Origin of the sequence: Brenneria sp. L4-2C (assembly GCF_040240335.1) — a bacterium.
GTDB lineage: Bacteria > Pseudomonadota > Gammaproteobacteria > Enterobacterales > Enterobacteriaceae > Brenneria.
Genome location: NZ_JBEIAC010000009.1, coordinates 23,261 through 41,058, shown reverse-complemented (window position 1 = coordinate 41,058; position 17,798 = coordinate 23,261). Strand labels below are relative to the sequence as shown.

Here is a 17,798-nt window from a genome sequence, read left to right as displayed (position 1 = left end):
AGGTACAGGATGTCCGGTTACCCCGAATATACCATCAAATGGGTCACCCTGCCCTGGGAGCGCCGTCAGGCTTACGCGCTGCGCCAGCGCGTGTTCTGTCAGGAGCAGGGATTGTTCGAACGGCACGATCTCGACGAGATCGACGCGCAGGCCAAATTGCTGGTGGCGCTGGGTACGCTGGCGGGTTGGCATGAAGAGGTGGTGGGAACGGTGCGTATTCATCAACCGAGGCCCGGCATCTGGTTCGGTTCCCGGCTGGCGGTAGACGACCGCTTTCGCCGTCAGGGGCAGCTCGGCCCGATGTTGATCCGGCTGGCGGTCAGCAGCGCGCATGCGCTGGGCTGTCAGGCGTTTTACGCCCATGTGCAGCAGCAGAACGAACCCTTATTCAGACGAATGCGCTGGCGAACGCTGGAGACGGTGATGCTGCGCGGTATTCCGCATGCCTTTATGCAGGCGGATCTGGCTTATTACCCGCCGTGTCACGATCCGTTCAGCGGCATGGTGCTCGGCGGCCGCTTGCCGCGCGTACCGGCGGAGCTGGCGCCGTTGATGATGAGGGTGGCCTGATGAACCTTGCGTTGCATGAACTGCTTGAGGCGGTGCGGCAGTCCGGCGGGATCGCCCATAAACGCGATATTCAGCGGGTCGCCGACGCGCTGCGCGAGTCCTGGCCGCGGCACGATCGCCCGAACGGCGATGACTGCGCGGTGATCGACGCCGACGGGCGCTTTAGCCTGCTGGCGATGGAAGGGTTTATCAATGAATTTGTCGAACAGGCGCCGTGGTTTGCCGGCTGGTGCGGCGTGATGGTCAATCTCAGCGATATCGCCGCGATGGGCGGACGCCCGCAGGCTATCGTCAATGCGCTGTGGAGCGCGCAGGACGAGCAGGCGGAATTGATCTTACAAGGGATGGCGGCGGCGTCCAGGGCGTATCAGGTGCCGATTGTCGGCGGACACAGCAATCTGCGCAGCAATCAATCGCAGTTGGCGGTGGCGGTGCTCGGTCAGGCCCGACGGGTGCTGAGCAGTTTCGCGGTAAAAAGCGGATTAACGCTGGTGGTCGCCATCAATTTGCAGGGGCGCTGGCATCCCCCCGGTTTAAATTGGGATGCGGCGACCGGCGCCGACCCCGCGGCGTTGCGTCAGGCGCTGGCCATCCTGCCGGAACTGGCGGAAACGCAGCAGGTGACGGCGGCAAAAGATATCAGCCAGGCCGGTCTGCTGGGGACGCTGGTGATGATGATGGAAAGCGCGCGCTTGGGCGCCAGTCTCGATCTCGATGCGATCCCCAAACCCGATGAGTGCGACTGGCGATCCTGGTTGTGCGCCTTCCCCAGCTTCGGTTTTCTGCTGGCCGTTGAGTCGCGGCAAGTTGACGCTGTCATAGCCCGCTTCGGCGCCGCAGGGATTGATGCGGCGGCGGCGGGCCGGTTTGATGATTCGCAACGCCTCACCGTGTTCCGCGGCGGCGAGTCCGAATGTTTCTGGGATTTAAACGCCACGTTATTAACCGGCATGGGCCGGTAACGTTCTGGAGGTAAACATGCCTGCAATGAATTTTGTCGTGCGCTGGCCGGACGGCAGCAAAGAGAAGTGCTATTCCCCTTCCACGGCGATCGAAAAGCACCTCATCGTCAATTATCCCTATACGATCGAGACGTTTGTACGCACCGCGCAGACCGCCCTGTCCGAGGCCAGCGACCGGGTGGCGGCCAGATACGGCTACGCCTGTTCCAGCGCGCTGGATCAGTCTCACGCCATTGAACAAAAAGCCCGGCAGTTTGCCGCCGCCGATCCGGTGGTGGTGGAAGAAATTACCGTTATCGGCCAATAAATCAGGTGGAGCGCAGCATGCAACGTAACGAATTTCCGGTGGTGATTATCGGCGGCGGTCAGGCGGGCCTGGCCATCAGCTATTATCTGACGCAGCGCCGCATCGAGCACGTCATTCTTGAGCGGCACCGGCTGGCCTGGGCGTGGCGCGAGCAGCGCTGGGATAACTTTTGTCTGGTGACGCCCAACTGGCAGTGCAGGCTGCCCGGCTTTCCGTATGACGGCGACGACCCCGACGGTTTTATGCTGAAAGATCAGATTATTGACTATATCCAGCGCTATGCGGACAGTTTCCATGCGCCGCTGCGCGAGGGGGTCAATGTCAGCCGCGTCAGTCAGCGCGGGGAAGGGTATTTGCTTGCCACCAGCGACGGCGATTACCACGCCGGACAGGTGGTGGTGGCGGTCGGCAACTATCATCGCCCGCGTTTTCCGGCGATTTCGGCGCGCTTGCCGCGGCATATCGTCCAGGTGCATTCGGCGGATTACAAGTCTGCGCGGCAGTTGCCGCCAGGCGAGGTGCTGGTGATTGGTTCCGGACAGTCCGGCGCGCAAATTGCCGAGGATTTACACCTCGACGAACGCAAGGTGCATCTCTGCGTCGGCAGCGCGCCGCGCGTGGCGCGTTTTTATCGCGGACGCGATGTGGTCGCCTGGCTGGAGGAGATGGGACACTACAAACTGACGGTTGACGATCATCCGCTGGGGGAGGAAGCCCGGCGTAAGACCAACCATTATGTCACCGGGCGCGACGGCGGGCGGGATATCGATCTGCGCGCCTTTGCGCTACAGGGGATGCAACTTTACGGCCGGCTGGTGGATTACCGTGACGGCAGGCTGATCACCGCCGACGATCTGGCCCGCAATCTTGATGGCGCCGACGCCGCATCGCAGAAAATCAAAGACAGTATTGATGAGTGGATCGCGCAGCAGGACATCGTCGCGCCTGTCGAGCCGCGCTACCAACCGCTGTGGCGGCCGGAGAATCCACCGACGGCAATCGATCTGAACAGATCGAAGATCGCCGCCATCATCTGGGCGGTCGGGTTCGAGACCGATTTCAGTTGGATCGCGGCGCCCGCCTTTGATGCCCGCGGTTATCCGCTTCATCAGCGCGGTTGTTCAATCGTGCCGGGGCTTTACTTCCTCGGACTGCCGTGGCTGCGAACCTGGGGATCGGGGCGTTTCGAAGGCGTGGGCGAGGATGCGGCCTATATTGCCGCGGCTCTGGCCGAGCGTATCGCCGGGCGTGGCGACGGCGCAACGCCGCAGGCAAAGGCGGTGAACCATGACTATGTCTTACGATAAAAATCACGAGCTGGCGTCGGATCGGTTAGGCGAAGCCTTCTGGCGCGCTCAGGCCGAGCTGCTTGACTGGCATACGCCGTTTCAACGGGTGGTTGAGCGCGTGGACAACGGCCCGCGCAGCCGCTGGTTTATCGGCGGAAAAACTAATCTGTGCCATAACGCGCTGGATCGTCACCTGGCGGAAAAGGCGGACAAAACGGCGCTTATCCATTGTGATTATGCCGGCAAGGTCGCGAAATATACCTATCGGCAGTTGCATCAGGAGGTGCTGGCGATGGCGTGGATCCTGCATCGACAAGGCATCGGCGTCGGCGATCGGGTATTCATCTGTCTGCCGATGATCCCGCTGGCGGCGATTGCGATGCTGGCCTGTTGTCGTCTTGGCGCGCTGCATGTGGTGGTTTATTCCGGTCTGACCAGCGAACCCCTGGCCCAGCGCATTCAGGCCAGCCGGCCTAAGGCAATCGTCAAATACGGCGCGCCGCGCGATCGGCATACCGATGAGCAACTGATGCAAGCGCTGCGCCGCAGCGGTCATCACTGTTCAGTGATTGACGTCAGTTCGGCCGGTTTTCAGCAGGATTATGCGCGCCGGCGGGGAAAACCGCTGCCTTGCTGCTGGCTGCCGTCGGAAACGCCGTCTCATCTGCTTTATACGTCGGGTACCACCGGTTTGCCCAAGGGCATTGTGCGCGACACCGGCGGTTATGCCGTGGCGCTGCTGGCGTCATTGCAACATATCTTTCATCTGGACGATGACGAGATATTTTTCACCAGCGCCGACGTGGGCTGGGTGACCGGCCACAGCTACGGGATTTATGCGCCGTTGCTGGCGGGCATTACGACGGTACTGGTTGAGGCCAGCCGGTTGAACAAGCCCGGCGCGCGCTGGTGGCGCCTGGTCGAACAACTGGGAATTACCCGGATGCTGACCATTCCCGGCGCGATGCGCCTTGCCCGCCGGCAGCGGAAAACGGCTGCCGATATTCGCAGTTTGCGCGCCATCTATCTGGCCGGCGAACCGCTGGATGCGCCGACGCGCCAGTGGGTCAGCGATTTCACCGGTATTCAGGCGGAAGATCACTACTGGCAGACGGAGTCCGGCTGGCCGATCCTCGCCGGCGCCGCGGGCGAACTCCGCCCGGTCTTGCCGCGCGATGTGACGGTGCTTGACGATATCAGCGGCGCGCCCTGCGCCGATAATGTTCCCGGCATGCTGGTCATTCGCGACACCCTCGGGCCGGGCGGCATGCAAACGGTGTGGCGGGATGACGTTGAACACGACCAGCGCTACTGGCGGCAAGAGGGCGATCGCTGGCTCTATTTCACGCACGATCGCGCGGTTCGCAATCCCCAGGGGGCGATTTGCGTGTTGGGAAGAATGGACGATGTGATCAATGTGGGCGGCAAACGCCTGTCAACCGTCGAGATTGAACGGACGATAATGGTCATTGACGGCGTATCGGAAGCGGCGGCGGTAGGGATGGCTCACAGTCTGCTGGGCCAAATGGTCGGTTTGTATGTCGTCACGCCGTACAGGACGCGCGCCCAACGGCGAGCATTGCAGCAGGAAATTCGACGGCGGGTGATTAACGATTGCGGTCGGCATGCCTTACCCCGGCATATTTATTTTGTCGTCGAGTTGCCGCGCACCTTTTCCGGTAAGGTGATAAGAAAACAATTGGCGGTTTAAGCGGGTACGCCATTTCACGACGTCGGCGCCCTCGGCAATCAACGCCGAGGTTTTTTAGCCGTCAAGGCGCTTCATCGACCAGCGTTTGCGCAAACTCGGTTAATCGCTCCAGCCCCCACGGCCATTCGCCGAACCCCGATTCCACATTGATATGTCCGGCTTCGCCGATATCGACCAGCTCGCACGCCCAGTTCCGCGCCCAATATTGCGCGCGATCGAACGTCAATAAAGGGTCGGTATGGCTGGCGACCAGCAGGCCCGGTACGGCTAACGGCTGCGGCAGCACGATGTCGTCTAGTTCGAAGCGCAGCGGCTCGGCGGGGGCGACCAGGATCACGCCCGCGACGCGTTGCGGGTGACGATTGGCCCAGACCAGACTGGCCAGCGCGCCGAAACTGTGGCCGACCAGCAGCAGCGGCAGCTGCGCGTTTTGCTGTTCCCGCTGGATGGCCGCGATCCAGCCTTCAAGGTCAGGCTGCGCCCAGTCGCGCTGTTTGATGCGCAGCCAGTGAGGGAGTCGTCGGTGCCAGTGGCTTTGCCAGTGGTCTTCTTCGCTGTCGCGCAGCCCCGGCACCAGCACAACGTCGAGCTGGTTTGCAAGGTCGGCCCAGCATTGCTCGATATTCATATCTCCGTCATCTTTCAGGTTGCGGGCGCATCGGGCTGAGCGGGAATGCGGTCAGTACCGTGGCGACGGCCAGCAAATCCGCGCTGCCGCCGGGGCTGAGATGACGGGAAGTCAGTGCCTGATCCATTTCCTGTAAATCCTCTTTTCGCCAATCTTTTTCCAGCAGTCGGCGGGCGTAGCGCTGAACATAATGCAGGCCGCCGAGTCCGCCGCGAGACACCAGGTTAGTATCGGGATTATAAGCCATTAAACGCAACAGGGCTTCCAGTTTGCGGCGTTCCGGGTCGGCCTGTTTAAACCAGTGGGGCAAGACATGGCGGCGCAGCGTCAGAAAACCGCTTTGGGCTTCGCCGCGCGCGCCGGTCAGTCCGTGCGCCTGAAACAGCCGTTCGCCCGCGGTGGAAGCGCGTCGGCAGCGCTGTAATTCCCGTTCCACCAGTCCGTGGCACATCGCCGCGACTTCGGCGCACAGCGCGCCGGCGGTTAATGGCCGTTGCCGTCCGGCGAGACGACCGGCGGCGACGCACAATAAGCCGAAGGAAAAAATGCCGCCTTTATGGGTGTTCACCCCGGCGGTGGCGGTGAACATGGCCTGTTCGCAGGCCAGACCGGCGGGGCGAATGCGCATCAGCATGGCGCTGGCGGGGTAAGCGGCGTCACGCCGGCCAAGCTGCACGAACTGGCGCAGCCACGGCGTTATCGCCTCGATGCTGCGTAAAAACAGCGGCAGATCCATATCGTCGTGCGCGCCGTTGTTGACGCTATCGACCAGACCCGGTTTCGGCGTCAACCAGACTTCTTCCCGTAAGGCGGCTTCCGCCAGCGCGGCGAAGTCGGTCTGCGCCAGCGCGTCAGTGAGTGCCAGTCCAGCCATCGATCAGCGCCTCCACATTGGCGATAACGTCGGGCAGCGGGTGCCGACGCGAACGGGCGCAGGCATGCGCGGGGCCATCGCAAATCAGACAGCGGCGCCGGCCATGGTCCAGAGAATGGCGGCCAATCACGCCGGCCTGCGGGCAAATGACATCGACGTCCCACAGACGCCCCAGCGGATGGGACTGTTCCAGCTCGATGGCCGCCGCTTTGATTTCCGGCGCCGAATGCTGAACGCACCAGAACGCTTCAGCGCCGGTAGGCAGCCAGAACGTTTGCCGCCGCAATACCGGCCAGTCATGCCGTCGCAGCATCGCTTCGGCGCATCGCAGGGCTTCATCCATCACCAGATGATAGCGCGGACTGTCCTTTATCGGCCCCGGCGTGACCAGCGTGAGCGAGATCAGCGGTTGCGAAAATTGTGTCAGCCAGGCGGATTGCCGCTGCGCGCGCCGTTCCTTCGCCGCCAGCAATGCCTCCAGACTGACGCCTGCTCCGGCAGGCGTCATCATGGTCATTATGCGTCCTCTTTTACCTGATGAACCACATCGATCACGCTGCCGTCGCGATAGCGGATCACGCCGACGATGCGCGAGGTAAACTCGATAGGTTTCGGTTCGCCGGTCAGGGAGATCGCGCGCTGGTAGAGGTCTTCAATGTCCATGACTTTCAGACCGGCCTCCAGCAGGCGCTGACGAATTTCCGGACGGGCCGGGTTGACCGCAATGCCGTGGTCGGTGACCAGTACGTCGATGCTTTCGCCCGGCGTGACGCGGGTGGTGACCCGGCGCACGACCGTCGGAATGCGGCTGCGCAGCAGCGGCGCCACCACGATGGTCAGATTGGCGGCGCTGGCGACGTCGCAGTGGCCGCCGGACGCGCCGCGCATGACGCCGTCTGAACCGGTTATCACGTTGACGTTGAAATCGGTGTCGATTTCCAGCGCGCTGAGAATAACGATATCCAGCCGGTCGCAGCAGGCGGCTTTCGCGCCGGGATTGGCGTAGACGTTGGTGGAGATCTCCACGTGATTAGGATTGCGGCCGAGCGAGGCGGCGGCCTGACCGTCGAAGCACTGGGTATCCAGCAGCTTTTCGATCAACCCTTTCTCATGTAAATCAACCAGACTGCCGGTGATGCCGCCCAGCGCGAAGCTGGCGGTGATCTGATTGCGCTCCATCTTTTCTTCCATAAAACGGGTGCAGGCGGTCGCCGCCGCGCCGGAACCGGTTTGCATGGAAAAACCGTTGCGGAAGTAGCCGGAATGTTCGATCACTTCCGCGGCGGTGCGGGCGATCATCAGTTCGCGCGGATTACTGGTGACGCGCGCCGCGCCGACGCTGATTTTGGCCGGGTTGCCGACCTGATCGACCTTCACGACGTAATCCACCTGATCCTGAATCAGGCTGGCGGGCATATTCGGGAAGGGCGCCAGCTCTTCGGTCAGCACGATCACGGTACGGGCATAGTGGGCATCGACCATCGCATAGCCGAGCGAGCCGCAGCAGGATTTGCCGTGGGTGCCGTTGGCGTTGCCGTATTCGTCGCTGCTCGGCACGCCCAGGAAAGCGACGTCGATAGACAACTCGCCATCCTGCAAGAGTTTGACGCGTCCGCCGTGCGAGTGGATCTGTACCGGTTCTTCCATCAGGCCGTGAGAGATTTCGTCGGCCAGCTTGCCGCGCATCCCGGAGGTATAGATGCGGCTGATGACGCCGTCGCGGATCGGGCCGATCAGCGCGTCGTTGCAAGACATCAGGGAACTGGAGGCCAGCGTCAGGTTTTTGAATCCCAGACGCGCCAGCGTATCGACCACCCGATTGATCACCTGGTCGCCTTCGCGAAACGCATGGTGGAACGAAATGGTCATGCCGTCTTTCAGGCCGCTGCGTTCGATGGCGTGCTCCAGGGAGTCGCACAGTTTGCGGTGCAGCTTGGCTTGCGGATCGGACAGGTAAGGCGTAGCGCTGTGAGCATGGTCGAACGGCGTCAGATGTTGCAAATGGCGGTATTGCTTATGCAATGTTTCAGTTAAATGACTCATTGAAATAATCCTGTTTAGTCAGCATGTTACTTGCGAACGCCGGAAGCGCTGGCGCGCTCCAGTACCACTTGCGCATGGTTGATGATCGGGCCGTCGATCATCTTGCCGTTAAGGGAAATGACGCCCAGACCATTGCGCTCGCCTTCTTCGGCGGCGGCGATCACCCGGTGGGCGTAGTCGACTTCTTCCTGCGTCGGCGCGTAGGCGTTATGCAGCAGTTCTATCTGACGAGGGTTAATCAATGATTTGCCGTTGAACCCCATTTTGCGGATCAGCTCGACTTCCCGCAGGAAACCGGCCTCATCATTAATGTCGGAATAGACCACGTCGAAGGCATCGATACCGGCGGCGCGCGCGGCGTGCAGCACCGCGCAGCGGGCGTAAAACAGCTCGGTGCCGTCTCCGCGTTCGGTCTGCATATCCATCACGTAGTCGAAGGCCGCCAGCGCAATACCGATCAATCGCGGCGAACAGCGGGCGATGGCGACGGCGTTAATCACCCCAATCGCCGATTCAATCGCCGCCATCACCTTAGTGGAGCCGACTTCGCGGCCGCACGCCTTTTCGATGCGCTCGATGTGGGCTTCCAGCTCGAAGATATCTTCCGGGGTATCGGTTTTCGGCAGGCGAACCACGTCCACCCCGGCGCGAACCACCGCTTCCAGATCTTTCAGGCCGAACGGCGTACTTAACTGATTGATGCGAACCACGGTTTCGATACCGCTATTGCGGTACATCGGATGTTGCAAGGCATGGAAGACCAGAATGCGCGCCGTGTCTTTTTCACGCAGGGAGACCGCGTCTTCCAGATCGAACATGATCGAGTCCGGCCGGTAAATGAAGGCGGTGGACAGCATGGCTGCGCTGGAGCCGGGGAGAAACAGCATACTGCGGCGAAGTTTTTTCATCGTAATTTCTCCCACTCAATCTCTTCTGCCTGCGCGGCGCGCAATACCGCGCTTTGCACGCGGGCGCGGATCACGCAATCCAGCGCGCCTTTGTCGTCGATGATCAACAGCCCTTCGGTCACGCCGAGCGCTTCCAGCGTTTCGTTTACCACCCGACGGATTTGGTCGCCGAACTGTTTAATGACTTCACTGTTGATCTCCACGCTCAGCTCGCTGGCCGGGGCGATTTTCACCAGCAAATCGCTGGACTCAACCGTGCCTGCCAGCGCCTCCTTCACAATTTTCATTGGGTTGTTTCCTGATTTTAAAAAGTTTAATCAATAATGCGTTAGGCCACATCCACATGATAGTGCCGTTGCAGATGGGCGAATGTGCTGGCCGGTACGATGTCGCGAATGGGCGCCAACTGTTGCGCCTTCAGCAGCGCGCGCACTTCCGATGCGGAAATCGCCTTACCGCCGGCATGACGTTTTCTCGGGATCTCGATGACGCTCAGCGGCGGCGCCGGCGAGCGCGCCGGGTTTTCCAGCCAGTCGTGCATATCGCAGTTATATTGATGGGTGACCGGACAGAACGGTTCGCTGCCGACAAAGCGGTGGGTGATGCCCAGCGCCGGCGCGATGTACTGGCGGAAAATCAGCAGATCCATCACGCTCCAGGCCTGATTCACCTGACCGGCGTCTTTGAGAAAGTAACCGGGGAAGGTGGCGCGGGAGATCATATACTCCGAACCGGCATGGACGGTCACATTCGGCAGGTCGGCGACGCCCTGCCGCACCATCTCCAGACGTTCCTGAAACGGAAAATAGGAGACGTCCTCGCTGACCACAAACAGGTGCAGCCAGTCGCAGGTGGCGGCGGCCTGCTCGGCCAGATAACGATGGCCGAGGGTAAACGGATTGGCGTTCATGACCACGGCGCCGATACGCTGGCCGCTATGATAATGGCTATGCAGGGAACGGCAGTAGTTGCGGATGCCGACCGGGGTGTTTTCCATCAGCACCGCGACGTTATCCCACTGCGCCAGCGGATAGAACCCGCAGCCGAGGAAACGCTCGCGGTTGGCGGGGCGGGTATACAGAAACAGATGAAAATGCCCGCGGCTCACCGCCAGATTCTCCACTTCGCTCAGCAGACGGGCGCTCAGGTTGGCGCCGCGCCAGTTTTCCGCCACCGCCACGCATTTGATGGTATTGCTCACCAGTCCGGCGCATCCCGCCAGCCGGTTGCCGGCGCAGGCCGCCACGAACAGCTCGATATCGTCGTCCATGCCCAATTGGTTTTGCTGCAACAGCTCGCGGATCTTCTCCAGCATGCCGTTGGGCGGCTGACTGACCGAGATGACGCGAAAGTCGAGAGAGTCATGGTTGAACATATACCGTTCCTGATGTCCTGATGGTGAATAACCGGGCGGCGAACCGCCCTGCGATATTTAATGTACGGCAGCGGCATGGCCGACCTGACTGCCCGCCGCGACAATCACATTGCTGAGATGGCCGATTTTTTCGATTTCCACTTCAATGCGATCGCCCGGCTGCATAAATAGCGGCGGCACTCGCTTTTTGCCGACGCCGCCCGGCGAGCCGGTGATGATCACATCGCCGGCGCCGAGGGCGGTAAACGTACTGATATATTCGATGAGCTCCGCGACGTTGTGGATCATGCTGCGGGTATTATCATCCTGCACCTTGCGCCCGTTGAGCCAGGTGCGGATCGCCAGCGTATTGGGATCGGGAATTTCGTCGGAGGTGGTCATCCAGGGGCCGAAGGCGCCGGTCTGCCGCCAGTTTTTACCGGCGGTGAACCAGGTGTGCTGCCAGTCACGGGCGGAGCCGTCCATATAGCAGCTATATCCGGCGACATGGGACAGGGCCTGGTCGCGGGCAATATTTTCGCCCGCCCGGCCGATGATCACGGCCAGTTCGCCTTCATAGTCAAACTCGACGGAATGGCTGGGTTTGATGATGGGCGAGGCGTGACCGGTTTGCGAATCGGCAAAGCGGACAAATAGCGTAGGCGCCGGGTTGTGTTGGTCGAACTCTTTGCGTTTCTCGGCGTAGTTCATTCCCACGCAGAGAATTTTCTCCGGATGTTCGATCACCGGCAGGAAGGTCAGCGTATTGAAGGCCAAATCCGCTGGCAGATGCGACAATTCTTGCGCCTGGGCGAGAGCGTTTCCCGCCAGCAAGGCTTTCAGGTCCGGGAACGAGTCCCCGAGGTGGCGTCCCAAATCGATCATGCCGTCCTCTGCTGCAATCCCGTAGGATTTGCGTCCTTGGTGAAGATAACTTGCCAATTTCATAAAAAAGTCCTGAGCTAGAATAGCATTAATAACGACATCAAACGAGGAAGTTGCCAAGTATCAGCAAGGAAACCGACACGTTAATCGCGCCGCCGATACGCGTGGCGATCTGGGCGAAAGGCATCAGCATCATGCGGTTGCCGGCCGTCAGGATAGCGACGTCGCCGGTGCCGCCCTGGCCGCTCTGGCAGCAGGAGACGATGGCGACGTCAATCGGATGCATGCCGATCTTTTTGCCGACGAAGAAGCCGGTCGCCACCAGCGCGCACACGGTGCTGACGATCACCAGCAGGTTCGACAGGGTAAAGGCGTTCACCAGTTCCTGCCACGGGGTAATCGCCACGCCGACGGCGAACAGAATCGGGTAGGTCACGGAAGTCTGGAAGAATTTGTACACCACCTGCGAACCTTCGAGGATGCGCGGGGACACGCCGTGCGCCAGCTTCAACAGGACGGCGGCGAACAGCATACCGACCGGGGCAGGCAGACCGATGAGTTTGTGCAGCAGCATGCCGACCATATACAGCAGTACCGCCAGCAGCGCGCCGGAAGCCATGGTGGTGACATCGGTCTTGCCGCTGAACGCGTTACTCTGCGCATGGGGTTTTTGCTCCTCCGCGTGGTCGGCCGGCATCAGTCGGCCTTCGCCGGTCAGATGCGGATAACGTTTGCCGAGCTGGTTCAGCGTGCCGGAGATAACGATCGCGGTCAGGCTGCCCAGCATCACGATCGGCAGAATGCGGCCCAGCGCCACGCCCTGATCCATATGCAGCAGGGCGGCGTAACCGATAGACAGCGGGATGGCGCCTTCGCCCACGCCGCCGGCCATAATCGGCAGGATCAGAAAGAAGAAGATCTGGAAGGGGTCCATGCCCAGAGCCAGGCCGACGCCCATGCCCACCACCATGCCGACCAGTTCGCCGCACAGCATCGGGAAGAAAATGCGCATAAAGCCCTGGATCAGCGTTTTACGATCCATGCTCATGATGCTGCCGACGATGATGCAGCAGATATAAAGGTAAAGGATATTGGTGTTTTTATAGAATTTGGTGGTTGATTCAACCACGGCGTCGGGCAGCAGGCCGTAATACACCAGCGCGGAAGGAATAAAGGTCGCGCAGATGGCGGCGGCGCCCATTTTGCCGACAAACGGCAGGCGCTTGCCGAATTCGCCGCAGGCGAAGCCGAAAAACGCCAGCGTCGCCACCATCACCACGATATCGCTTGGCAGTTTACCGCCCAGACAGTCGATGGCAATCAACACGCCGGCCAATACAAATAACGGCAGCGGAATAATGCCGATTTTCCAGGTGTCGAGAATGTGCCACCATTTTTCTTTCGCAGAGCTTGTTTTCTTTTGCAGAGGTTGTTTCGCAGGTATGGCATCTGCGGAAACGGAATAAGCGTCGTCAGTTAAACTCATGATGTTTCCCCCTTGTCAATTTGTGCTGGGAGTGTATGGGAGTCAACAACCGGTATTGTGTGAAGTGACGCAAATTAAAAATGGTATTTTAAAGGAGTAAATGGTTTTTATGGTTTTATTTAATTAATTTAACTTTCGATAAATATATCATCCGTGGTTTTTATGGTGTTATTTGCAGATATATAATTACTGTTAATTCGCGGTGATTTTTTTGTTGCCCGAAATGAGCGGCCTGATATGACGGCGGCTGTGGCCGTTGTTATGCTGCGGAGACGATCACAAGTTTCATCACAACCGCTTACGGTAAAAAAAAGAAATGTTAAAGTGGATATATTGTGCTTGGATAAATGAATACGTTGATGCCTTTCCGACCGTCCTTCCAGATAAAATTGTTTGTTTATCTTATGGCTTTATTTTTATTGCTGTTCTCAATTCTGGGCGTTTACTATTATTATGATATTGAACGCCAGTTATATGATGACATCGGCATGCGGGCGAGGGTTCAGGCTGAAGAAGTCGCGCTTATTCCTTCACTGGTTACGGCAGTGGAATATAATGATATTCCGGCAATTAAGAAATTAATGAATAATATCGCCGCACGCAGCGACGCCAGTTATATCGTCATTGGCGATAACCGCGCTATTCATCTTTTCCATTCGATTGATCCTGACCGGATAGGCGAAAAGCTGGTCGGCGGCGACAACGAGGCCGTGCTGGCCGGCGAAAGCGCCACCACCATTCGGCTGGGCGGGATTGGGTTGTCGCTGCGCAGCAAAGCGCCGATCCGTAATTCCGCCGGCCAGGTGATCGGCATTGTTTCCGTGGGCTATCTCATCAGCCATATCAATAATCTGACCGCCGATAAAGTCATCCGTATCCTGCTGATGGCGGTTGTGCTGCTGGCGGCGCTCTTTATCTTTTCCTGGTTTTTTTCCCGTTCGATTAAAAAACAGATGTTTTCTCTCGAACCCCGGCAAATCGGTCTGTTGGTGCGTCAGCAAAAGGCGCTGATGGAGTCCATTTATGAAGGGGTGATCGCCATTGACGATCGCTACCGCATCGCGGTGATTAATCAGGCGGCGAAAACGCTGCTGGCGTTGGATACCCCTTCGCGTGAGTTACGCGGCAAGCCGCTGACGCAGGTGATTGCGCCGGTCAGTTTTTTCACGCCGCAGGTGATGCTGGAAAGCGATATTCACGACGAAATCTGCCTGTTTAACCACCTGACGGTGATTGCCAGTCGGGTGAGGATTATGCTGGAAGATCAGCTTCAGGGCTGGGTGATCACCTTTCGCGATTGCGGCGATATCGATCGACTGAGCATCCGGCTCAGTCAGGTGCAACGCTATGCCGACAACCTGCGGATCATGCGTCATGAGCAGCTTAACTGGACCGCCACGCTGGCGGGCTTGCTGCATATGGGCCGCTACGACGAGGCGATTCATTATATCGAGGCGCAATCGGAACACGCGCAGGAACTGCTCGATTTCGTCTCCGCGCGCTTCTGTTCGCCGAGGATATGCGGCCTGTTGCTGGGAAAATACGCCAGGGCGCGGGAGAAGGGCGTCGAGCTGGCGTTCGACCCGGCCTGTCGGCTCACGCATGTGCCTGCGACGTTGTCGGAAACGGAACTGATGTCGATAATCGGCAATCTGCTGGATAACGCGATAGAGGCTACGCTGCTGCGGGGCGGCGAACTTGCGCCGGTGGAGGTGTATCTGGTTTCCAGCGTGGGAGAACTGGTGATTGAAGTCGCCGATCACGGCGTCGGCATTGCGCCGGAACAGCGGGAACGTATTTTCGCGCTGGGTATGACGTCAAAAACGCAAGGCGATCATGGGCTGGGTTTGCATCTGGTCGCCAGCTACGTCAGCCATGCCGGCGGAATGATCGAAGTGTCCGACAACCCGCCTTCGGGCGCGGTGTTTTCTGTCTTTATCCCGGACAACGCCGCGCTGTCCGATAACCCGGAAGAACGTGATGATGCAAGCTGAACTCATTGACGTAATGATAGTGGAAGATGAAAGCCAACTGTCTCAGTTATATGCGGAATTGATCGACAATCATCCCTGGCTGCGGCTGGTGGGCGGCGCCTCGACCCTGCGTGAAGCCCGTGAACTGATTCAGGCGAAGCGCCCGCAGTTGCTGCTGCTGGACAATTACCTGCCGGACGGACAGGGGATTTCGCTGATGGAGAGCGATTTGATTAAAAAAATAAATTGCTCGGTGATTTTTATCACCGCCGCCAGCGATATGGATACCTGTAGTCAGGCCATTCGCTGCGGCGCTTTTGACTATATTCTCAAACCGATATCCTGGACGCGCCTGAAACATTCGCTGGAGCGTTTTATTCAGTTCAACCAGACGCAACGTTCCTGGAAGGTGGTGGATCAGCAAAACGTCGACAGTCTTTACCAGCTACAGTCGAAAGACTTTATGCCGAAGGCCGGGAATAAAGGCATTGAGGAAAACACGCTGCTGCTGATAGAAGAGATTTTCGCGCAGGATGCCGCGCGCTGCTATTCGGTGGATGAGATCGCCGATAAAACCGGCCTCAGTAAAACCACGGTGCGACGCTATCTGGAACATGGCGTGCAAAGCGGAAGATTGCGGGTTGAAATGCTGTACGGCAAAATCGGCCATCCGCGCCGGATGTACCGGCGGGTATAATGCCGCCGCGAATCCCCCCCGTCGCGTGGGAACGACGTTAAATGCTATGGTTATCTGGATGCCGGCAGGCGTAAAACGCTAGAATTTGGCGATACAGTCCGGCTGATGGAAAATCGAGACCCTATGAACATGCCTAAGATATTGGAAGTCTGCTGTTATGGCCTGGAGAGCGCCCTCAAGGCGGAACGCGCCGGCGCCGACAGAATTGAACTGTGCAGCGCCCCCAGGGAAGGGGGGCTGACGCCGTCCTACGCCGCGCTTTGTCTGGCGCGCGAGCGCCTTTCCATTCCCGTGTTTCCGATTGTCCGTCCGCGAGGCGGCGATTTTTGCTATCGCGATGCCGATATGGATGTCATGGAGCGCGATCTGACGTTTATTCGTCAGGCCGGCTTTAAAGGCGCGGTGTTCGGCGTGCTCGACGAACGCGGCGCGGTGGATGTTCCCCGTATGGAACGGCTGCTGAAACAGTGCGACGGCATGGAGGTGACGTTTCATCGCGCTTTCGATATGTGCCGTTCTCCTTTTGACGCGCTGAAGGCGCTGGAGGATCTGGGTATAAAACGAATCCTTACTTCCGGTCAGCAGTCCACGGCGCAACGCGGACTCGAACTGCTGGAAAAACTTCATCACGCCAGCCGCGGCCCGGTCATTATGGCGGGTTGCGGCGTCAGAACCGCCAATCTCGCCGCTTTTCTGGCTATCGGTCTGAATGAGCTGCACTCTTCCGCCGGCATGCGGATAGCTTCGGCAATGCAATATCGCAATCCCGACGTGTGCATGAGTCATGCAAGCAACGATGAATATCTTATCGACACGGTAAGCGAAGCGGCGGTGAGAGAAATGAAGGCGATCATGCGGAATTTCATTCAGGCCGGTTAGACTGCCGGTGGCATAAGGATTATCGCCCTTTTTGCGCAACCCGCTTGATGGCGCTTGGCGATGAGGTTTGACCGATAGGATTTCGGAAGGAGATAGCCGGTATGGTCATCATTTTGTACGAATGGGTCCAGTTACTGTTGCTGCCGGTTACGGTATTTTTTGTACCGCAACCGCTGGCGTGGGCCATGGTTTTTTGGTGTTTACTGTCAGCATTTCGAGCGGTGATGTGGCGTATGTTCAGCTCGCACCCGTTGAATGATCTGATTCTCCCTTGGATACACAGTGCTGTTCTGGCGGTGAGTTGCGCCATGTTCCTGACGCTGTCCGGCTGGATTTTACCTCTGCTGGCCAGCGTAGCGGCCCTTATCCTACATTGTTTTTGTATCGCATTTTTGGACATTAAGCTCGGTATGCTTGTTGACGAATCTCCATCGCCATATCCATCGCCATATCCATGCACTTTCAACCCCTTATCCCGTTCGATATTGCGCAGGACGCATGCAACCTTGACCAGTCCCACTATGCGAGATATGTCGCTATCGGAAACGGAGGTGCGCATGCTGGTCGAGCAGGAGCGGATTACCGGACAAGGCTATGACTATGAATGCCTGCTGCCGGAAAAACAGGTGATTAGCTGGTCCGGTTCGCCTATCCGCTTTTCTGCGGATGGACGCTATGGTATCGCCGAGCTTGCGCAGGGTGGTTTATACCTCTGTGACCGAAAGCATTATCTGCAATTTGAGTTGTACGGCGCGTCCTTGCCGGCAGCGCAGGATATCGCCTTGTATCCAGGCGAGGCCGGGCGACTGACCTTACAACAATTCTTTGACGAACTGATGTCTATCCGGCCTCGTCCTCAGGCAGGAGTACGTAAGTTTGTTCCCTACCATCGTTGTGATTACATTGCCGCCGAGGATGAAGATTTGATCGCGGTTTCCGCGCAGGTCGACACTTTTATCGGAAAACCGGTTGATGCGCTGTTTGACCGGCTAGGACGGCGCGACAGCAATGATATCGCCAGCGATAAAGGTTACGGTACGTATGAGTGGTATACCGCCACCAAGATGCTGCGAGCCAGATCGTCGTCGAATAGAATCACCAGTATCGAGCTTGCAGATCGTCCGCCGACGGTGGCGGCGGACGAGCCTCCAACTCGCCCCGTCGAATGGTTCATCCTATAACACATGACCAGCCTACGTCGTCAGCGCGCGGATGATGCCGAAATTTAAATA

18 protein-coding genes are annotated in these 17,798 nt (G+C 58.7%); 9 read left to right on the top strand and 9 right to left on the bottom strand.

What is annotated here, in order from left to right; all coding sequences use genetic code 11:
- Positions 1–9 precede the first annotated feature (9 nt).
- Genes ABRZ26_RS14310 through ABRZ26_RS14290 form a run of 5 tightly spaced genes read left to right on the top strand, consistent with a single transcriptional unit; the run spans position 10 to position 4,839 of the window.
- Positions 10–570 carry an MSMEG_0567/Sll0786 family nitrogen starvation N-acetyltransferase gene (locus tag ABRZ26_RS14310; protein WP_319604820.1) on the top strand — a complete coding sequence of 187 codons (561 nt, stop codon included), beginning with the start codon at positions 10–12 and terminating at the stop codon, positions 568–570.
- Positions 570–1,532, top strand: a complete 963-nt coding sequence (locus tag ABRZ26_RS14305; RefSeq protein WP_319604819.1) for a sll0787 family AIR synthase-like protein — start codon at positions 570–572, stop codon at positions 1,530–1,532. The genes ABRZ26_RS14310 and ABRZ26_RS14305 overlap by 1 nt, the downstream gene beginning before the upstream one ends.
- A gap of 16 nt (positions 1,533–1,548) precedes the next feature.
- A complete protein-coding gene (locus ABRZ26_RS14300) occupies positions 1,549–1,839 on the top strand; it encodes an MSMEG_0570 family nitrogen starvation response protein (protein ID WP_319604818.1) in 291 nt (96 codons plus the stop codon).
- A 17-nt stretch (positions 1,840–1,856) separates the two neighbouring features.
- Positions 1,857–3,146, top strand: coding sequence for an MSMEG_0569 family flavin-dependent oxidoreductase (locus ABRZ26_RS14295; protein WP_319604817.1), 1,290 nt, complete (start codon positions 1,857–1,859; stop codon positions 3,144–3,146).
- Positions 3,127–4,839, top strand: a complete 1,713-nt coding sequence (locus ABRZ26_RS14290; protein WP_319604816.1) for an AMP-binding protein — start codon at positions 3,127–3,129, stop codon at positions 4,837–4,839. The genes ABRZ26_RS14295 and ABRZ26_RS14290 overlap by 20 nt, the downstream gene beginning before the upstream one ends.
- 61 nt (positions 4,840–4,900) lie before the next feature.
- Here ABRZ26_RS14290 and ABRZ26_RS14285 read toward each other — a convergent pair whose 3' ends face one another.
- The 9 genes from ABRZ26_RS14285 to ABRZ26_RS14245 are packed head-to-tail and all read right to left on the bottom strand — an operon-like array spanning position 4,901 to position 13,017.
- Positions 4,901–5,467: an RBBP9/YdeN family alpha/beta hydrolase gene (locus ABRZ26_RS14285; protein ID WP_319604815.1), complete on the bottom strand. Its 567-nt coding sequence runs from the start codon at positions 5,465–5,467 to the stop codon at positions 4,901–4,903.
- 7 nt (positions 5,468–5,474) lie between these two features.
- Positions 5,475–6,341, bottom strand: coding sequence for a triphosphoribosyl-dephospho-CoA synthase CitG (gene citG / locus ABRZ26_RS14280; protein ID WP_319604814.1), 867 nt, complete (start codon positions 6,339–6,341; stop codon positions 5,475–5,477).
- Positions 6,319–6,858, bottom strand: a complete 540-nt coding sequence (citX, locus tag ABRZ26_RS14275; RefSeq protein WP_319604813.1) for a citrate lyase holo-[acyl-carrier protein] synthase — start codon at positions 6,856–6,858, stop codon at positions 6,319–6,321. The genes citG and citX overlap by 23 nt, the downstream gene beginning before the upstream one ends.
- A complete protein-coding gene (gene citF / locus ABRZ26_RS14270; protein ID WP_319604812.1) occupies positions 6,858–8,384 on the bottom strand; it encodes a citrate lyase subunit alpha in 1,527 nt (508 codons plus the stop codon). The genes citX and citF overlap by 1 nt, the downstream gene beginning before the upstream one ends.
- A gap of 26 nt (positions 8,385–8,410) precedes the next feature.
- Positions 8,411–9,292 (bottom strand): citrate (pro-3S)-lyase subunit beta, encoded by an 882-nt coding sequence (gene citE / locus ABRZ26_RS14265; RefSeq protein ID WP_319604811.1) that lies wholly within the window; start codon positions 9,290–9,292, stop codon positions 8,411–8,413.
- Positions 9,289–9,579 carry a citrate lyase acyl carrier protein gene (gene citD / locus ABRZ26_RS14260; RefSeq protein WP_319604810.1) on the bottom strand — a complete coding sequence of 97 codons (291 nt, stop codon included), beginning with the start codon at positions 9,577–9,579 and terminating at the stop codon, positions 9,289–9,291. The genes citE and citD overlap by 4 nt, the downstream gene beginning before the upstream one ends.
- 41 nt (positions 9,580–9,620) lie before the next feature.
- Positions 9,621–10,667: a [citrate (pro-3S)-lyase] ligase gene (citC, locus tag ABRZ26_RS14255; protein WP_319604809.1), complete on the bottom strand. Its 1,047-nt coding sequence runs from the start codon at positions 10,665–10,667 to the stop codon at positions 9,621–9,623.
- A gap of 57 nt (positions 10,668–10,724) precedes the next feature.
- On the bottom strand, positions 10,725–11,594 hold the full coding sequence (locus ABRZ26_RS14250) for a fumarylacetoacetate hydrolase family protein (RefSeq protein ID WP_319604808.1): 870 nt from the start codon (positions 11,592–11,594) through the stop codon (positions 10,725–10,727).
- Positions 11,595–11,631: 37 nt separating this feature from the next.
- Positions 11,632–13,017 (bottom strand): 2-hydroxycarboxylate transporter family protein, encoded by a 1,386-nt coding sequence (locus ABRZ26_RS14245; RefSeq protein WP_319604807.1) that lies wholly within the window; start codon positions 13,015–13,017, stop codon positions 11,632–11,634.
- Between the two features lie 359 nt (positions 13,018–13,376).
- On the opposite strand from ABRZ26_RS14245, the gene ABRZ26_RS14240 reads away from it, so the two are divergent.
- The 4 genes from ABRZ26_RS14240 to ABRZ26_RS14225 all read left to right on the top strand — a co-directional run bounded on the left by ABRZ26_RS14240 (position 13,377) and on the right by ABRZ26_RS14225 (position 17,747).
- A complete protein-coding gene (locus ABRZ26_RS14240; protein WP_319604806.1) occupies positions 13,377–15,011 on the top strand; it encodes an ATP-binding protein in 1,635 nt (544 codons plus the stop codon).
- Positions 15,001–15,687 (top strand): response regulator, encoded by a 687-nt coding sequence (locus ABRZ26_RS14235; protein ID WP_319604957.1) that lies wholly within the window; start codon positions 15,001–15,003, stop codon positions 15,685–15,687. Before ABRZ26_RS14240 ends, ABRZ26_RS14235 begins: the two co-directional genes overlap by 11 nt.
- 129 nt (positions 15,688–15,816) lie before the next feature.
- On the top strand, positions 15,817–16,566 hold the full coding sequence (cutC, locus tag ABRZ26_RS14230) for a copper homeostasis protein CutC (protein WP_319604805.1): 750 nt from the start codon (positions 15,817–15,819) through the stop codon (positions 16,564–16,566).
- A 101-nt stretch (positions 16,567–16,667) separates the two neighbouring features.
- A complete protein-coding gene (locus ABRZ26_RS14225; RefSeq protein WP_319604804.1) occupies positions 16,668–17,747 on the top strand; it encodes a hypothetical protein in 1,080 nt (359 codons plus the stop codon).
- The last annotated feature ends 51 nt before the right edge of the window (positions 17,748–17,798 follow it).

What these genes read in the sequence shown, in the direction of transcription:
- ABRZ26_RS14305 (WP_319604819.1), top strand. Translation starts at nt 570, where the DNA reads ATGAACCTTGCGTTGCATGAACTGCTTGAGGCGGTGCGGCAGTCCGGC.
- cutC (WP_319604805.1), top strand. Translation starts at nt 15,817, where the DNA reads ATGCCTAAGATATTGGAAGTCTGCTGTTATGGCCTGGAGAGCGCCCTC.
- citE (WP_319604811.1), bottom strand. Translation starts at nt 9,292, where the DNA reads ATGAAAAAACTTCGCCGCAGTATGCTGTTTCTCCCCGGCTCCAGCGCA.
- ABRZ26_RS14295 (WP_319604817.1), top strand. Translation starts at nt 1,857, where the DNA reads ATGCAACGTAACGAATTTCCGGTGGTGATTATCGGCGGCGGTCAGGCG.
- ABRZ26_RS14225 (WP_319604804.1), top strand. Translation starts at nt 16,668, where the DNA reads ATGGTCATCATTTTGTACGAATGGGTCCAGTTACTGTTGCTGCCGGTT.
- citG (WP_319604814.1), bottom strand. Translation starts at nt 6,341, where the DNA reads ATGGCTGGACTGGCACTCACTGACGCGCTGGCGCAGACCGACTTCGCC.
- citD (WP_319604810.1), bottom strand. Translation starts at nt 9,579, where the DNA reads ATGAAAATTGTGAAGGAGGCGCTGGCAGGCACGGTTGAGTCCAGCGAT.
- ABRZ26_RS14290 (WP_319604816.1), top strand. Translation starts at nt 3,127, where the DNA reads ATGACTATGTCTTACGATAAAAATCACGAGCTGGCGTCGGATCGGTTA.
- ABRZ26_RS14235 (WP_319604957.1), top strand. Translation starts at nt 15,001, where the DNA reads ATGCAAGCTGAACTCATTGACGTAATGATAGTGGAAGATGAAAGCCAA.
- ABRZ26_RS14285 (WP_319604815.1), bottom strand. Translation starts at nt 5,467, where the DNA reads ATGAATATCGAGCAATGCTGGGCCGACCTTGCAAACCAGCTCGACGTT.
- citX (WP_319604813.1), bottom strand. Translation starts at nt 6,858, where the DNA reads ATGACCATGATGACGCCTGCCGGAGCAGGCGTCAGTCTGGAGGCATTG.
- ABRZ26_RS14250 (WP_319604808.1), bottom strand. Translation starts at nt 11,594, where the DNA reads ATGAAATTGGCAAGTTATCTTCACCAAGGACGCAAATCCTACGGGATT.
- ABRZ26_RS14300 (WP_319604818.1), top strand. Translation starts at nt 1,549, where the DNA reads ATGCCTGCAATGAATTTTGTCGTGCGCTGGCCGGACGGCAGCAAAGAG.
- citF (WP_319604812.1), bottom strand. Translation starts at nt 8,384, where the DNA reads ATGAGTCATTTAACTGAAACATTGCATAAGCAATACCGCCATTTGCAA.
- ABRZ26_RS14310 (WP_319604820.1), top strand. Translation starts at nt 10, where the DNA reads ATGTCCGGTTACCCCGAATATACCATCAAATGGGTCACCCTGCCCTGG.
- citC (WP_319604809.1), bottom strand. Translation starts at nt 10,667, where the DNA reads ATGTTCAACCATGACTCTCTCGACTTTCGCGTCATCTCGGTCAGTCAG.
- ABRZ26_RS14245 (WP_319604807.1), bottom strand. Translation starts at nt 13,017, where the DNA reads ATGAGTTTAACTGACGACGCTTATTCCGTTTCCGCAGATGCCATACCT.
- ABRZ26_RS14240 (WP_319604806.1), top strand. Translation starts at nt 13,377, where the DNA reads ATGCCTTTCCGACCGTCCTTCCAGATAAAATTGTTTGTTTATCTTATG.